The sequence below is a fragment of the Pseudomonas sp. LAP_36 genome (assembly GCF_019456785.1).
Taxonomy (GTDB): Bacteria; Pseudomonadota; Gammaproteobacteria; order Pseudomonadales; family Pseudomonadaceae; genus Aquipseudomonas; species Aquipseudomonas tritici.
The window spans coordinates 658,567-672,863 of the sequence record NZ_JAHZMS010000003.1; the positions used below are offsets into that span (position 1 = coordinate 658,567).

Sequence of the window (14,297 nt, forward strand, 5' to 3'; positions counted from 1 at the left end):
ATCATGCCGTGCGGCGCAGTATCAGCAGATGGCGTTGGCCTTGGCAACCGGGTACGGCCAAGGCGTGTTCGCTATCGAGGTGGAAGTCTGCCGGCAATGCTAACAGCTCGTCGCTTGGATGAACGCCCTTCATTGCCAGCCATCGCGTGTCACGGTCGCCAAGGTGGCGAGTCCAGTTGCTGAAGTTCTCCATGCTGCTGAACGCCCGGGAAACAATTCCGTTGAAGGGCTGTTCAGGCGTGAAGTCTTCGACGCGGCTGTGGATAACCTGCAGGTTGTCCAGTTTGAGTTCAAGTTTGACCTGGGTCAGGAAGCGGGTTTTCTTGCCGTTGCTGTCAAGGCAGGTTACTTGCGACTCGGGAAACAGGATGGCCAGCGGGATGCCAGGCATGCCACCGCCACTGCCCACGTCCAACCAGCGACCGTTTTCGATGAATGGCATTACGCTCAAGCTATCGAGCAAGTGACGCGAAACCATTTCATCAGGGTCACGCACAGCAGTCAGGTTGTAAGCCTTGTTCCATTTGATCAACAGGGCCAGGTAGCCCAACAGCAATTCGTGCTGGGCCGGGGTCAGGTCAACGCCCAGCTGGAGCGCCCCAGTGGATAACTCTTCGGCGTGTTGCGAGGTAACAGACGAACTCAAGCGCTTTGCTCCAACTGACGGCCCGCGCCGCGTTTTTTCAAATGAATCATCAACAGCGAAATGGCTGCCGGGGTGACACCGGGAATACGTGACGCCTGCCCCAAGGTTTCTGGCCGAGTTATCCCCAGCTTGCTTTGAATTTCTTTCGACAGCCCGGAAATCCCGGTGTAGTCGATATCCACAGGCAGCTTGGTGTTTTCACTGGCACGCAGCCGAGCGATCTCGTCCTGCTGGCGGTCAATGTAACCGGCGTATTTGGTCTTGATTTCGACCTGCTCGGCAACCTGTGGGTCTTCTGCGCCGTGGCCGGTCACTTCGACCAAGCCAGCGTAGTCGATTTCCGGACGGGACAGCAGGTTCAGCAAGTTGTATTCGTGGGTCAGCGGCGTGCCGAATTTTTCGGCGATCGCGTCGCCCTGCTCGGTGCCCGGGCGAACCCAAGTGCTTTTCAGGCGCTGCTCTTCCAACGCAATGCTTTCGCGTTTTTTGCAGAAAGCTTCCCAGCGTGCGTCATCGACTAGGCCCAGCTCGCGGCCTTTTTCGGTCAGACGCAGGTCGGCGTTGTCTTCGCGCAGGATCAATCGGTATTCCGCCCGGGAAGTGAACATCCGGTACGGTTCCTGGGTACCCAGGGTAATCAGGTCGTCGACCAATACGCCGATATACGCTTCATCGCGGCGCGGGCACCAGGTGTCTTTGCCCTGCGCGCGCAATGCCGCGTTGGTCCCGGCCAGCAAACCTTGGGCGCCGGCTTCTTCGTAACCGGTGGTGCCGTTGATTTGCCCGGCGAAAAACAAACCGCCAATGACTTTGGTTTCCAGGCTGTACTTCAGGTCACGCGGGTCGAAGTAGTCGTACTCGATGGCGTAGCCCGGACGCACGATGTGCGCGTTTTCCATACCGCGAATCGATTGCACGATCTGGATCTGTACGTCGAACGGCAGTGAGGTGGAAATCCCGTTCGGGTACAGCTCGTGGGTGGTCAAGCCTTCGGGCTCGATGAAGACCTGGTGGCTTTCCTTGTCGGCAAAGCGGTGGATCTTGTCTTCAATCGACGGGCAATAACGTGGGCCGATGCCTTCGATCACCCCGGAATACATCGGCGAACGGTCGAGGTTCGCCGCGATGATTTCGTGGGTGCGTGCATTGGTGTGGGTGATCCAGCAGCTGACCTGTTTGGGGTGCTGTTCTTTGGAGCCCATGAACGACATGACCGGGATCGGTGTATCGCCGGCTTGTTCGGTCATCACTGAGAAATCCACAGAACGCCCGTCGATACGCGGCGGGGTCCCGGTTTTCAAACGGCCGACGCGCAGCGGCAATTCACGCAGTCGTTTAGCCAGGGCGATCGAGGGTGGGTCACCCGCACGGCCGCCGGAATAGTTCTGCATACCGATGTGGATAAGTCCGCCGAGGAACGTACCGGTGGTCAACACCACGGATTCTGCGTGAAAACGCAGGCCCATCTGCGTGACAACACCGCGTACCTGGTCTTGCTCGACGATCAGGTCATCCGCTGCCTGCTGAAATATCCACAGGTTCGGCTGGTTTTCCAGGGTTTCGCGTACCGCCGCCTTGTACAGGATGCGGTCGGCTTGAGCCCGGGTAGCCCGTACGGCCGGGCCTTTGCGGCTGTTGAGCACGCGAAATTGAATACCACCTTTGTCAGTCGCCATGGCCATCACGCCGCCAAGGGCGTCGATTTCCTTGACCAGATGGCTTTTGCCGATCCCACCGATGGCGGGGTTGCAGCTCATGGCACCGAGGGTTTCCACGTTATGCGTCAACAACAGGGTTTTGACACCCATGCGTGCTGACGCCAGTGCTGCCTCGGTACCGGCATGACCGCCGCCGATGACGATCACTTCAAAACGGGAAGGGAAATCCACCACGCACCTCGTGCCTGCTTATGTAGGTAATCAGGAATTGTCTGTTGAAAGAGATTGGAGCAATGCCGGCAAGTATAGGGACTTAGCCCTTGCTAAAGAACCCTTTGCACAAAATTTAACCAGCTGTGGATGAATCACAGACAATAGAAATTAAAAGAGAGAAATTTATTAAATCTTTGTTTTTATGTTTATTTCTACTTATCACCTTTTCTGTGGATAGATCTCTACAAGCCCCTATTTACAATGTGTACAGAGATTCAAAAGTCTGTGGTCATGTGCCAATGAGGCCCTTGGATAAGTGGTTTAAGCCTGTGGATTAAACAGGTGGTTATCCACAGGCAGGTTTTTACTCAGGTTTCAGGCCCTGTTATCAACTGGGCACAAGGGCGGTTATTCACAGGGTTTAATCCACAGAAATTGGTTCAACCGTGTGTATTTCGCCCACACGCAGGCCAACCAAATCCTCACATTCGTTGGTAAGCGCAGAAAGTAGAGATCTATTGTGGGAACACCGTAGGGCAGTTAATAATAGCGATTATCATTAACCTAGTTCGTCATGCCCTATGCCCCCTTCTTCACACACGGTTGCAGTCCAGCATATCTATGAGCAGCACCATTCCTGGTTGCACGGGTGGCTCAAAGGGAAGTTGCATAACGCCTGCGATGCCGCCGATGTGGCGCACGATACGTTCGTGCGGATACTAGGCGGACGGCATGCGGCGCAGATCGTTGAACCGCGGGACTATCTGGCGACCATCGCCAAGGGCCTGGTGATTGATCGTTATCGCCGGCACGCCATCGAACAGGCCTACAGACAAACACTGGCTGAACGGCCTGAAGGCACCGCCATCAGTGAAGAAGACAAGGCCATCATCATTGAGACCCTGGTGGCTGTGGATAAAGCCCTGTCCGGACTCGGCGAGCGGGCGCGGCGGATTTTCATGATGTCGCAGATCGAAGGGCTGACTTATCAACAGATCGCCAATCAACTGCAGGTGTCACTGACCACAGTGAAGAAGCATATGATTCGGGCATTGACTGAGTGTTCGCTGATCATGGCCAGCCTGTAATGGCGATTCCCGATCGCAAGACCTTCGAGTCCGCAGCCAGTTGGTATGTGCAATTTCAATCCCAACCGGCTACACCCGCAGAACGCCAGGCCTGGCAGCAATGGCTCAACGATGATCCGGCCCATCAGGCGGCATGGAACCAGATGGAGCAATTACAGCGCAGTCTTGGCGCTCTGCCCCAGGATTTAACCCGCCGTGCATTGTCGACCACGCAGCAACGTCGCCAGGTACTGAAGTGGATGCTGGTGTTAGGCGGTACCGGGTACTTGGGCTGGAATGTTCAGCAACACACGTCTCTGGGCAATGTATTGGCCGACTACCGGACTTCCGTGGGTGAACGCCGGCGTATCGAATTGGCCGATGGCACGCAACTTGATCTCAACACCGGCACGGCGATTGACGTGGTATTCGACGGGCGTCAGCGTTTGATCCGCCTGCGCGAAGGTGAAGTACTTATCCACACGGGAAAATTGGGCGGGCACACGCCCTTTTATGTCGAAACCCGCCAAGGGCGAGTCCAGGCATTGGGTACCCGATTTACCGTGCGCCAACTGTCGGACACCACACGTGTCGGCGTTCTGGAGGATCGCGTGAGCGTGTCGCCAGGTGACCAGCCCAACCACGCCCGCTTGCTCGGAGCAGGTGAAAGCGCTGACTTTGATCGCCAAAACGTCGGGCCGAACATTGTGTATCGCGGTTCCCAGGCGGCCTGGGTCGATGGCCAGTTGATCGTATTGGATGCTCGACTCGGGGATGTACTCGACGAGCTCGCGCGTTATCGGCCGGGCGTATTGCAATGCGACGTGGCTTCGGCACGTCTGCGCGTTTCCGGTACGTTGCGCCTGGATTCAACGGATGCGGTACTGGCCAATCTGCAAGCGACCTTGCCGATCAAAGTGAAGTATTTCACTCGCTATTGGGTTTCGGTGAAGCGAATCAGCTGACTGGAAAAATTATCCATAAGGGGGTTATCTTTTTTTTGCCTGGTGCGGCCCTACAGGTAATCACGACGCAACCTTCAGGGCTAACCCACCTATGCGCCTCCCTACCAAGTTTCGCCAGCGGCTTTCCTACCACGGTTTGACCGGCAGCCTACTGCTCAGTACTGCAGCCACGGCCGCTGTTTTGCTATCAACCAGCGCCATGGCCGCCAGCACGGTGCAACACTACGCCATTGCTGCAGGCCCGCTGGATAATGCCTTGAGCCAATTTGCTGCCAGGGCGAATGTGATTCTGTCTTTTTCGCCCCAGCAAACCACGCGTTTGAACACGCCAGGGTTGGAAGGTGACTATTCGGTGGATCAAGGCTTTGCGCTACTGCTGCAAAACTCGGGATTGCAGGCGGTCGTCCAGGCGCCCGGCAGTTATGTCCTGCAGGCCATGCCTGCTGGCGAACTCACACTGGCGCCCACCACGGTAAGCACTTATCAACAGGCTGGTTTCAATCAGGAGATCGCCGGTGACGTGGGCTACAAGGCGCAAAACAGTCGCATCGGCACCAAGACCAGCACGCCTTTGTCAGAAACACCACGTTCGGTTTCGGTTGTCACCGGCCAACGCATCAAGGACCAGAAGTCGCAAACGCTGACTGAAGTATTGGGCTATGTGCCTGGCATCTTCGCCCCCCCTTTTGCGGCCGGCGATGGCTTGGCCGGTGACCTGTTCTTCATCCGCGGTTTCAACGCCACGGATTACGGCTACGGCCTACTGCGAGACGGCCTACGCGTACAAGGCAATCGGTACGACACCACGAGCGAGCCTTACGGTCTAGAGCGAGTCGAAGTATTCCGCGGCCCTTCTTCCCTGCTCTACGGTGAAAACGCACCAGGTGGGTTGGTGAACCTGGTCAGCAAACACCCGACCGCCACACCGCAAGGTGAGTTGCAACTGGGTTCCGGCTCAAACAACCGACGCCAAGTGGGTGTGGATATCTCCGGCCCGCTCAATGACAGCGACAACATTCTTGGGCGAGTGGTGATGCTTGGCCGCAAGTCCGATACACAGACCGATCACGTCCCAGACGATCGACTCTACATTGCGCCTTCCCTGACCCTGAATTTTGACGACTACAACACCCTCACCCTGTTGGCCAATTACCAGAAGGACCACACCAACCTCGAACTTGGCCTACCAGCCGCAGGTACCTTGCTTACAAACCCCAATGGCAAGCTGTCCAAGCACACCATGCTCGGTAACCCGGATTGGAACACCTTTGAACGCGAATCCTGGAGCACCGGCTACGAATTCAGCCACAGCTTCAACGACGATTGGCAGTTCCGCCAGAACTCGCGCTATATGCAGTCGCGCATTAACCGTCATGAAACCTGGCCTGGCGCGTTGAATAACCGTGGCTTTGGCACTCAGCTGAACATGACTGCCTACGACCGCTACAACAAGTCGATGGTCTACTCCCTGGATAACCAACTGGAAGGCAAATTCCAGGTCGGCGGGCTGGAAAATACCGTGCTGTTCGGCGCGAGCTATGACCGTACCTCGTTCAACCAGGATTGGGACGCAGGCTCTGCCGGCACCATCAATGTGTATAACCCTGTGTACTTGCGAGATCCTTTGACGCCGGTGGCTGTGCAAAACACCTTGCTCGAACAACAGATGAAAGGGGTTTATGCACAGCTCCAGAGCAAGTATGACCACTGGTTGTTCTTGCTTGGCGGTCGCCAGGATTGGGTCGACAGCGATTATCGCGACAAGGTGAACAAGGCCAGCAACACAGGCTCCGAAGACCGCAAGTTCACCTACCAGGGTGGGGTGATGTACCAGTTCGACAATGGGCTTACGCCCTATGTCAGCTACTCCACTGCGTTCGTCCCGGTGCAGCAGATTTCCAACGCGGGTTCACCGTTGAAACCGATCACCAGCAGCCAATACGAAGTGGGCGTGAAATACGAGCCGATCGGATGGGATACGGCGATGACGGTTTCGGTGTATGACTTGCGCAAGCAGGACGACACTTACCTCGATGCCACCACCAACAGCTATCGTCAAGTCGGCGAAAGCCGGGCCAAGGGCGTGGAAGTTGAAGTGAACAGCGCCATCACGCCTAACCTGAATGTGACTGCTGCCTACACCTACACTGACGCGCGGATTACCAAGGATTCGGCCACCTCTCTGGTTGAGGGGCACCAGATGACCGGCGTGCCGCGTAACCAAGCGTCGATTTGGGGCAAGTATCGATTCCTCGACAGTCAACTCAAAGGTCTGTCCCTGGGGGGTGGTGTGCGCTACTTCGACAGTACGTTTTCCTACACGGCACCCAGCCTTTACGGAAAACTGGATGCCGGCAGCGTGACGCTGGTAGACGCTGCAGTTGGCTATCAAATCGACAAAAACTGGTCAGTCGATTTAAACGCCAAGAACCTGTTCGACAAGGAATATGTATCTGGTTGCAACGATGCAGGGCGTTGCTATTGGGGTGACAGCCGTACCTTGCTCGGTACGGTGTCTTACAACTGGTAAGGTTGTGGATAACTCGGTTATTTACCAATGCAGAAGCTGGAGAAGATCCGGCCCAACAAATCATCGGAGCTGAATGCGCCGGTGATTTCCCCCAGCAGCTGCTGCGCCTGACGTAAATCCTCAGCCAGCAGCTCCCCTGCGCCCGCCAAGGTTAATTGTGCCCTACCGTGCTCCAAGGCTGCGCTCGCGTGGCGCAACGCCTCCAGGTGCCTGCGGCGCGCACTGAAGCTGCTTTCCGAGGTCTGCTCGTAGCCCATGCAGGCCTTGAGGTGATCACGCAGCAATTCCAAGCCATCACCTGCTGACTTTGCGCTGAGGCTGATAGTGACATGGCCATCCGCGCTGGTTTCCATCGCGATGGCTTCACCCGTCAAATCGGCTTTGTTGCGAATCAACGTGACCTTGGCCGGGTCTGGACGTTGCTCGAGGAATTCCGGCCATAGGGCGAAAGGATCCACAGCCTCGGGCGCCGTCGCATCCACCACCAGCAACACCCGATCCGCTTCGCTGATGGCCTTAAGGGCGCGTTCCACGCCGATCTTTTCAACCTGGTCATCGGTATCGCGCAAACCCGCAGTGTCAACCACGTGCAGTGGCATGCCGTCGATGTGGATATGTTCGCGCAGGATATCCCGGGTCGTGCCGGCGATCTCAGTGACGATGGCTGCTTCACGTCCCGCCAGTGCGTTGAGCAGACTGGATTTGCCCGCATTGGGCCGCCCAGCGATCACTACCGTCATTCCATCACGCAACAAGGCGCCCTGCCCGGCTTCGCGCAGCACTGTGGATAACTCGTCGCGCACCTTGTCCAGCATCGCCAATACGTGGCCATCGGCAAGAAAGTCAATTTCTTCCTCGGGAAAATCAATCGCCGCCTCGACGTAGATACGCAGGCTGATCAATTGTTCGGTCAAGTTATGCACACGCAAGGAGAACGCCCCCTGCAGCGAGCGCAACGCATTGCGCGCCGCTTGTGCAGAACTGGCTTCGATCAAGTCAGCGATCGCTTCGGCCTGAGCCAGGTCGAGCTTGTCGTTCAAAAACGCGCGTTCGCTGAATTCTCCTGGGCGGGCCAAGCGGCAGCCCAATTGCAGGCAGCGCTGCAACAACATATCCAGCACAACGGGGCCGCCATGGCCCTGCAATTCGAGGACGTCTTCGCCGGTGAAGGAATTTGGGCCCGGGAAATAAATTGCCAGGCCTTCGTCCAATACGCTTTCGTCAGCGTCCAGGAACGGGCCGTAATGCGCATAGCGCGGTTTCAACTCACGACCACTGATGGCCTTCGCTGCCAAGCCCGCGAGCGGCCCGGAAATTCGAACGATACCGACACCGCCGCGACCTTGAGCGGTAGCGACAGCAGCGATGGTTTCACGACGAGCGCTCATCAGCAGGTTCCAGAACAAAAGTGACGGAAAGCAAAACGCCCCACTAGGGGGCGTCTTGAGTGGTTATCCACAGAGTAAATTACGCCTCGGCTTTTTTGGTAGCCGCTTCGATTTTACGTGTGATGTACCACTGTTGAGAGATCGACAACACGTTGTTGACCACCCAATACAGCACCAGACCAGCTGGGAACCACAGGAAGAAGAAGGTGAAGATGATTGGCATCATTTTCATTACCTTGGCCTGCATCGGGTCCGGCGGAGTCGGGTTCAGACGCTGCTGGATAAACATGGTTGCGCCCATGATGATCGGCAGGATAAAGAACGGGTCTTTGATCGACAGGTCAGTTATCCACAGCATGAACGGTGCCTGGCGCATTTCCACGCTTTCCAGGAGTACCCAGTACAGCGACAGGAATACCGGCATCTGTACCAGAATCGGCAAGCATCCACCCAGCGGGTTGATCTTCTCTTTCTTGTACAGCTCCATCATGGCCTGCGACATTTTCTGCCGGTCATCGCCATGTTGCTCTTTCAGTGCCGCCAGTTTCGGCGCCACGGCACGCATGCGCGCCATCGACTTGTAGCTGGCTGCCGACAGAGGGAAGAAGATCCCTTTGATCAGCATGGTCAGGAAGATAATCGACCAGCCCCAGTTACCGACAATGCTGTGGATATGTTGCAGCAGCCAGAAAATCGGCTGGGCAATGAACCACAGGAAGCCGTAATCCACAGTCAGTTCGAGACCTGGGGACAACTCTTTCAGTACAGCCTGGCTTTTCGGACCGGCGTACAGGGTGGCGCTGGTTTCTGCCTTGGCACCTGGAGCAACGGTCAATGCCGGGCCAGTGTAGCCAATGATGTAATTGCCTTTGGTGTCCTTGCGAGCCGCAACCACGTTGTTCTGGCCAGGCTGAGGAATCCACGCCGTCACGAAGTAGTGTTGCAACCAGGCAACCCAGCCGCCGTTCACGTTATAGGTGATCGGTGCCTTTTGTTTGTCTTCGTTGACCTTGTCGATATCTTTCATCGACACTTTTTTGTAAGGCTCCGAACTTGTCCACAGGGCTGCGCCCAGGTACGTCGCGGTGCCAGTGGCGGTGCTGGACGACGGATCGGAGCTGGCATCACGCTTGAGCTGCGCAAACATAGCGCCGGTCCAAGGCTGAGCGCTCTGGTTGTCGATCAAGTAGGTGACAACAACGTCGTACAGGCCACGTTTGAGGGTGAACCGCTTGATGTAGTTGACGCCGTCCTTGCTGAACTTCAAGTCAACAACCAATTGGTCCTGGCCGTCGGCCAGTTGGTAACTCTTCTTCTCCGAAGAGAAAACCGGACGACCGGTAGCGCTTGCATCGGGACCGTTGGTGCCGATCAGGCCACTTTGAGCCAGGTAAACACGCTCGCCACCGTTATCGAACAGCTGGAATGGAATTTCCGGATGATCCTGACGGCGCGGATACAGCGGAAGCGTCAGCTTGGCAACATCGCCACCTTGCGGGTCGATAGCCAGGTCCAATACATCCGTCTTGATCTGGATGAGGTCCGTGCTGGCGGCAACTGGAACTTCGGCAGGTGCGTTTGTCTCGCCCGGTGCACGTGGAATGTCGTCACTGGCGGCAGTTTTGGTGCCACTCACTGTGTCGGGAAGCCCCGCAGGAACAGCATTGGCAGCAACATTCTGAGTCGGCAGGGCAGCTTGGCCGTAGTCCTGGTTCCACTTAAGAACCATGACGTAGGACACGATTGCCAGGGCGACGATCAGGATCGTGCGTTTAATATCCATGATTACTCGGCCATCGAAGAAGAACGGGAGGTAGGGATAGATGGAACCGGGTCATAACCACCGGGATTCCACGGATGACAGCGACCTAAACGACGAAAGGTCAGCCAGCCACCGCGCAGAAGACCATGATTTTCTATGGCCTCTAACGCGTAGCAGGAACAACTGGGGTAGAAACGACAGTGGCTGGCCATCAGAGGACTAATGGCATAGCGATAAAACTGGATCGGAACGATTGCCAGTTTACGCATCAAGGCTGTCTACCCCTACAGTTTCGGTGCTGACTGCTGGTGCTGGCTTGTGGGTACGCGCCAAACGTTTCCAGAGCTTGCCGAAATGCTGAATCAATTCGGGGTTTTCTACGTCCCCCAAGCCTTTGCGCGCGACGATAACAATATCCCAACCAACCAGAGTGTCCTGGTGGAGGCGAAACGATTCGCGCATCAGACGCTTGAGGCGATTGCGCTCAACGGAGAGCTTTACGCTCTTCTTGCCGATCACCAACCCGAGACGGGGGTGATCAAGATCGTTGTTACGCGCAAGGAGCAGGAGATTTTTCCCCGGAACCTTGCCGGTGGGGGAGTCAAAGACTGCCTTAAAATGCCGGGGGGTCAGCAAACGCTTTTCCCGACTGAAGTCCTGACTCACCACCAGTACCGGATTATCAAACTGCCAGACGCGCACGACCTTTGGCGCGACGACGCGACAGGACAGCACGGCCGTTCTTGGTAGCCATGCGAGCACGGAAGCCGTGAGTGCGGGCGCGTTTGATGGTGCTTGGTTGGAAAGTACGTTTCATGGCGTTGTTACCTGGTTCGTCCACAACGGGCCGGAATGGCCCCCGTTTTAAGAGACCGGCGATTCTAGAGAAAGCAAGCCTCTAGGTCAATTTCCAACCAGCTTTTCCTTCAATTAGATCTCTAGGCTCCATTTGGCCTTTTCTGTCTGCTTGGCCTTCACGGGCAGTGGCATAGATATAAAAATAAAGAAGGAAGTTATTTAAAGCTTTTCTGTAAAGCTTATAAAAGCTAGGCAGGCCATCCTCTGTGGATAAGTGCCTTTAGGCCATATTCCACGTGATGTACAGAGAATGACAACACGGGGGAGAAACGGTGCTCTGCCTGTGCTGCGCTGTCGGATAAGCTGTGTGTGGAATGGTCTGTTATCCACAGGCCAGTTACCCACAGACTTTCGCCCCCACTTGTACAACGACCTTAGGAGCGCTTATCCACAGAGCTTATGCACAGACCATTGGTCGACTTCTTTACCGTTAAGACGTTGATTTTGGCTGGCCTCTGATCAACCTACATGTGGATAAGTGGGCGGCTCGCCGCTACAATGGCGGCTGTTTTTGCCTCACCGGCTTTCAACTTAGGGGATATCCGTGTCAGTGGAACTTTGGCAGCAGTGCGTGGAGCTTTTGCGCGATGAGCTGCCTGCCCAGCAATTCAACACCTGGATCCGTCCGCTACAGGTCGAAGCCGAAGGCGACGAGTTGCGTGTCTACGCGCCCAATCGTTTTGTCCTCGACTGGGTCAACGAGAAGTACCTGAGCCGCGTTCTCGAATTGCTCGACGAACATGGCAACGGCCTCGCGCCCGTGCTTTCCTTATTAATAGGCAGCAAACGCAGCTCCGCACCTCGTGCTGCGCCGAATGCGCCGTTGGCCGCTGCTGCGTCGCACGCTCAGGCCGCTGCTGCACCGGCCCCCAGTGCACCTGCGCCGACAGCCTCCAAGTCCTCTGCGCAAAAGAATGCATCACAGCATGAAGAGCCGTCCCGTGACAGTTTTGACCCGATGGCCGGGGCCGCCTCCCAGCAAGCACCGGTTCGCGCTGAACAGCGCACCGTGCAGGTAGAAGGCGCGCTCAAGCACACGAGTTACCTGAACCGCACGTTTACCTTCGAGAACTTCGTTGAGGGTAAATCCAACCAGCTGGCTCGTGCAGCTGCTTGGCAGGTAGCCGATAACCCCAAGCACGGCTACAACCCACTCTTCCTTTATGGCGGCGTTGGCTTGGGTAAGACTCACTTGATGCACGCTGTGGGTAACCACCTATTAAAGAAGAACCCGAATGCCAAGGTCGTGTACCTGCACTCGGAGCGCTTCGTGGCTGACATGGTCAAGGCCTTGCAGCTCAATGCCATCAACGAATTCAAGCGGTTCTACCGGTCGGTTGACGCCTTGCTGATCGATGACATTCAGTTCTTCGCCCGCAAGGAACGTTCCCAGGAAGAGTTTTTCCACACCTTCAACGCCCTGCTCGAAGGCGGCCAACAGGTCATCTTGACCAGTGACCGTTATCCGAAAGAAATCGAAGGCCTGGAAGAACGTCTGAAATCGCGCTTTGGCTGGGGCTTGACCGTAGCTGTAGAGCCGCCGGAACTGGAAACCCGTGTCGCGATCCTGATGAAAAAGGCCGACCAGGCCAAGGTCGACTTGCCGCACGACGCGGCGTTCTTCATCGCCCAACGCATTCGTTCCAACGTTCGTGAGCTGGAAGGCGCGCTCAAGCGGGTTATCGCGCACTCGCACTTCATGGGCCGCGACATCACCATCGAGCTGATTCGTGAATCCCTCAAAGACTTGTTGGCACTGCAGGACAAACTGGTGAGTGTGGATAACATCCAGCGCACTGTGGCTGAGTACTACAAGATCAAGATTTCCGACCTGCTGTCCAAGCGCCGTTCGCGTTCGGTAGCACGTCCCCGTCAGGTGGCCATGGCGCTCTCCAAGGAGCTGACCAACCACAGCCTGCCGGAAATCGGTGATGTGTTTGGCGGGCGTGACCACACGACAGTCTTGCACGCATGCCGCAAGATCAATGAACTTAAGGAATCCGACGCGGATATTCGCGAGGACTACAAGAACCTGCTGCGTACACTGACAACTTGATGACACCAGCGCAGCTTATTAAGGCAAGGGACTAGACCATGCATTTCACCATTCAACGCGAAGCCCTGTTGAAACCCCTGCAACTGGTCGCAGGCGTCGTCGAGCGCCGACAGACCTTGCCGGTGCTTTCCAACGTATTGTTGGTCGTCGAAGGCCAGCAGTTGTCCCTGACCGGTACCGATCTGGAAGTGGAGCTGGTCGGTCGTGTGCAGCTGGAAGAGCCTGCCGAACCTGGCGAGATCACTGTGCCTGCGCGCAAGCTGATGGATATCTGCAAAAGCCTGCCAAATGACGCGTTGATCGACATCAAGGTTGATGAAGCCAAGTTGGTGGTCAAGGCGGGTCGCAGCCGTTTTACCCTGTCCACTTTGCCAGCCAATGATTTCCCAACGGTTGAAGAAGGCCCAGGTTCGCTGACCTGCAGCCTGGAGCAGAGCAAACTGCGTCGCTTGATCGAGCGCACCAGTTTCGCCATGGCGCAGCAGGACGTGCGTTACTACCTCAACGGCATGCTGCTGGAAGTGTCGGAAGGCATCATCCGTGCCGTGGCTACCGACGGTCACCGCCTGGCGATGTGCTCGATGCGCGCCGATATCGGTCAGCCAGACCGTCACCAGGTGATCGTGCCGCGTAAAGGTATTCTCGAGCTGGCGCGCCTGCTCACCGAGCCGGAAGGTAATGTCAGCATTGTGCTGGGCCAGCACCATATTCGCGCCACCACCGGCGAGTTCACCTTCACTTCCAAACTGGTCGATGGCAAATTCCCGGATTACGAGCGCGTGCTGCCTAAAGGTGGCGACAAGCTGGTGATCGGTGACCGTCAGGCCCTGCGTGAAGCTTTCAGCCGCACCGCGATTCTTTCCAACGAAAAGTACCGTGGTATTCGTCTGCAGTTGGCCAACGGTCAGCTGAAAATCCAGGCCAACAACCCTGAGCAGGAAGAAGCGGAAGAAGAAGTGGGCGTCGACTACAACGGCGGTTCGCTGGAAATCGGCTTTAACGTGAGTTACCTGCTGGACGTGCTGGGTGTGATGACCACTGAACAGGTTCGCCTGATCTTGTCGGACTCTAACAGCAGCGCTCTGGTGCAGGAATCCGATAACGACGACTCGGCTTATGTTGTCATGCCGATGCGCCTGTAATCATGCTCAGCA

At 56.4% G+C, this 14,297-nt stretch carries 12 protein-coding genes; 5 read left to right on the plus strand and 7 right to left on the minus strand.

Annotated features, from left to right (window positions below; translation table 11 throughout):
* Window position 1: 1 nt before the first annotated feature.
* Together rsmG and mnmG are read right to left on the minus strand one after the other, a co-directional pair.
* On the minus strand, window positions 2-646 hold the full coding sequence (gene rsmG, locus JBO08_RS14105) for a 16S rRNA (guanine(527)-N(7))-methyltransferase RsmG (RefSeq protein ID WP_065880334.1): 645 nt from the start codon (window positions 644-646) through the stop codon (window positions 2-4).
* Entirely contained in the window at window positions 643-2,535 is a 1,893-nt protein-coding gene (mnmG, locus tag JBO08_RS14110) for a tRNA uridine-5-carboxymethylaminomethyl(34) synthesis enzyme MnmG (RefSeq protein WP_065875670.1), read from the minus strand. Before mnmG ends, rsmG begins: the two co-directional genes overlap by 4 nt.
* Window positions 2,536-3,098: 563 nt before the next feature.
* On the opposite strand from mnmG, the gene JBO08_RS14115 reads away from it, so the two are divergent.
* From JBO08_RS14115 to JBO08_RS14125, 3 genes are all read left to right on the plus strand, one after another.
* The gene (locus JBO08_RS14115) at window positions 3,099-3,605 is read left to right on the plus strand and encodes a sigma-70 family RNA polymerase sigma factor (RefSeq protein WP_065891281.1); all 507 of its coding nucleotides are present in this window, start codon (window positions 3,099-3,101) and stop codon (window positions 3,603-3,605) included.
* The gene (locus tag JBO08_RS14120; protein WP_065880336.1) at window positions 3,605-4,549 is read left to right on the plus strand and encodes a FecR domain-containing protein; all 945 of its coding nucleotides are present in this window, start codon (window positions 3,605-3,607) and stop codon (window positions 4,547-4,549) included. The genes JBO08_RS14115 and JBO08_RS14120 overlap by 1 nt, the downstream gene beginning before the upstream one ends.
* 91 nt (window positions 4,550-4,640) lie before the next feature.
* Window positions 4,641-7,079, plus strand: coding sequence for a TonB-dependent siderophore receptor (locus JBO08_RS14125; protein ID WP_220074646.1), 2,439 nt, complete (start codon window positions 4,641-4,643; stop codon window positions 7,077-7,079).
* Window positions 7,080-7,096: 17 nt separating this feature from the next.
* On the opposite strand, the gene mnmE is transcribed toward JBO08_RS14125, so the two are convergent.
* From mnmE to rpmH, 5 genes are all read right to left on the minus strand, one after another.
* Window positions 7,097-8,467: a tRNA uridine-5-carboxymethylaminomethyl(34) synthesis GTPase MnmE gene (mnmE, locus tag JBO08_RS14130; protein ID WP_065880338.1), complete on the minus strand. Its 1,371-nt coding sequence runs from the start codon at window positions 8,465-8,467 to the stop codon at window positions 7,097-7,099.
* A 79-nt stretch (window positions 8,468-8,546) separates the two neighbouring features.
* Window positions 8,547-10,250, minus strand: a complete 1,704-nt coding sequence (yidC, locus tag JBO08_RS14135) for a membrane protein insertase YidC (protein ID WP_065875578.1) — start codon at window positions 10,248-10,250, stop codon at window positions 8,547-8,549.
* 2 nt (window positions 10,251-10,252) lie between these two features.
* On the minus strand, window positions 10,253-10,498 hold the full coding sequence (gene yidD / locus JBO08_RS14140) for a membrane protein insertion efficiency factor YidD (RefSeq protein ID WP_083207160.1): 246 nt from the start codon (window positions 10,496-10,498) through the stop codon (window positions 10,253-10,255).
* Entirely contained in the window at window positions 10,491-10,898 is a 408-nt protein-coding gene (gene rnpA, locus JBO08_RS14145; protein ID WP_020302575.1) for a ribonuclease P protein component, read from the minus strand. The genes yidD and rnpA overlap by 8 nt, the downstream gene beginning before the upstream one ends.
* A 13-nt stretch (window positions 10,899-10,911) precedes the next feature.
* Window positions 10,912-11,046, minus strand: coding sequence for a 50S ribosomal protein L34 (rpmH, locus tag JBO08_RS14150; RefSeq protein ID WP_003213577.1), 135 nt, complete (start codon window positions 11,044-11,046; stop codon window positions 10,912-10,914).
* 585 nt (window positions 11,047-11,631) lie between these two features.
* Between rpmH and dnaA the strand changes: the two genes are divergently transcribed.
* Both dnaA and dnaN read left to right on the plus strand, forming a co-directional pair.
* Complete coding sequence (dnaA, locus tag JBO08_RS14155) at window positions 11,632-13,143, plus strand: chromosomal replication initiator protein DnaA (RefSeq protein ID WP_065880339.1); 1,512 nt, start codon at window positions 11,632-11,634, stop codon at window positions 13,141-13,143.
* Between the two features lie 38 nt (window positions 13,144-13,181).
* On the plus strand, window positions 13,182-14,285 hold the full coding sequence (gene dnaN, locus JBO08_RS14160; RefSeq protein WP_065875580.1) for a DNA polymerase III subunit beta: 1,104 nt from the start codon (window positions 13,182-13,184) through the stop codon (window positions 14,283-14,285).
* Window positions 14,286-14,297 lie beyond the last annotated feature (12 nt).

Coding starts and splice junctions, on each gene's coding strand:
- JBO08_RS14115 (WP_065891281.1), top strand. CDS start 3,099: ATGCCCCCTTCTTCACACACGGTTGCAGTCCAGCATATCTATGAGCAG.
- JBO08_RS14120 (WP_065880336.1), top strand. CDS start 3,605: ATGGCGATTCCCGATCGCAAGACCTTCGAGTCCGCAGCCAGTTGGTAT.
- JBO08_RS14125 (WP_220074646.1), top strand. CDS start 4,641: ATGCGCCTCCCTACCAAGTTTCGCCAGCGGCTTTCCTACCACGGTTTG.
- mnmE (WP_065880338.1), bottom strand. CDS start 8,467: ATGAGCGCTCGTCGTGAAACCATCGCTGCTGTCGCTACCGCTCAAGGT.
- yidC (WP_065875578.1), bottom strand. CDS start 10,250: ATGGATATTAAACGCACGATCCTGATCGTCGCCCTGGCAATCGTGTCC.
- yidD (WP_083207160.1), bottom strand. CDS start 10,498: ATGCGTAAACTGGCAATCGTTCCGATCCAGTTTTATCGCTATGCCATT.
- rpmH (WP_003213577.1), bottom strand. CDS start 11,046: ATGAAACGTACTTTCCAACCAAGCACCATCAAACGCGCCCGCACTCAC.
- dnaN (WP_065875580.1), top strand. CDS start 13,182: ATGCATTTCACCATTCAACGCGAAGCCCTGTTGAAACCCCTGCAACTG.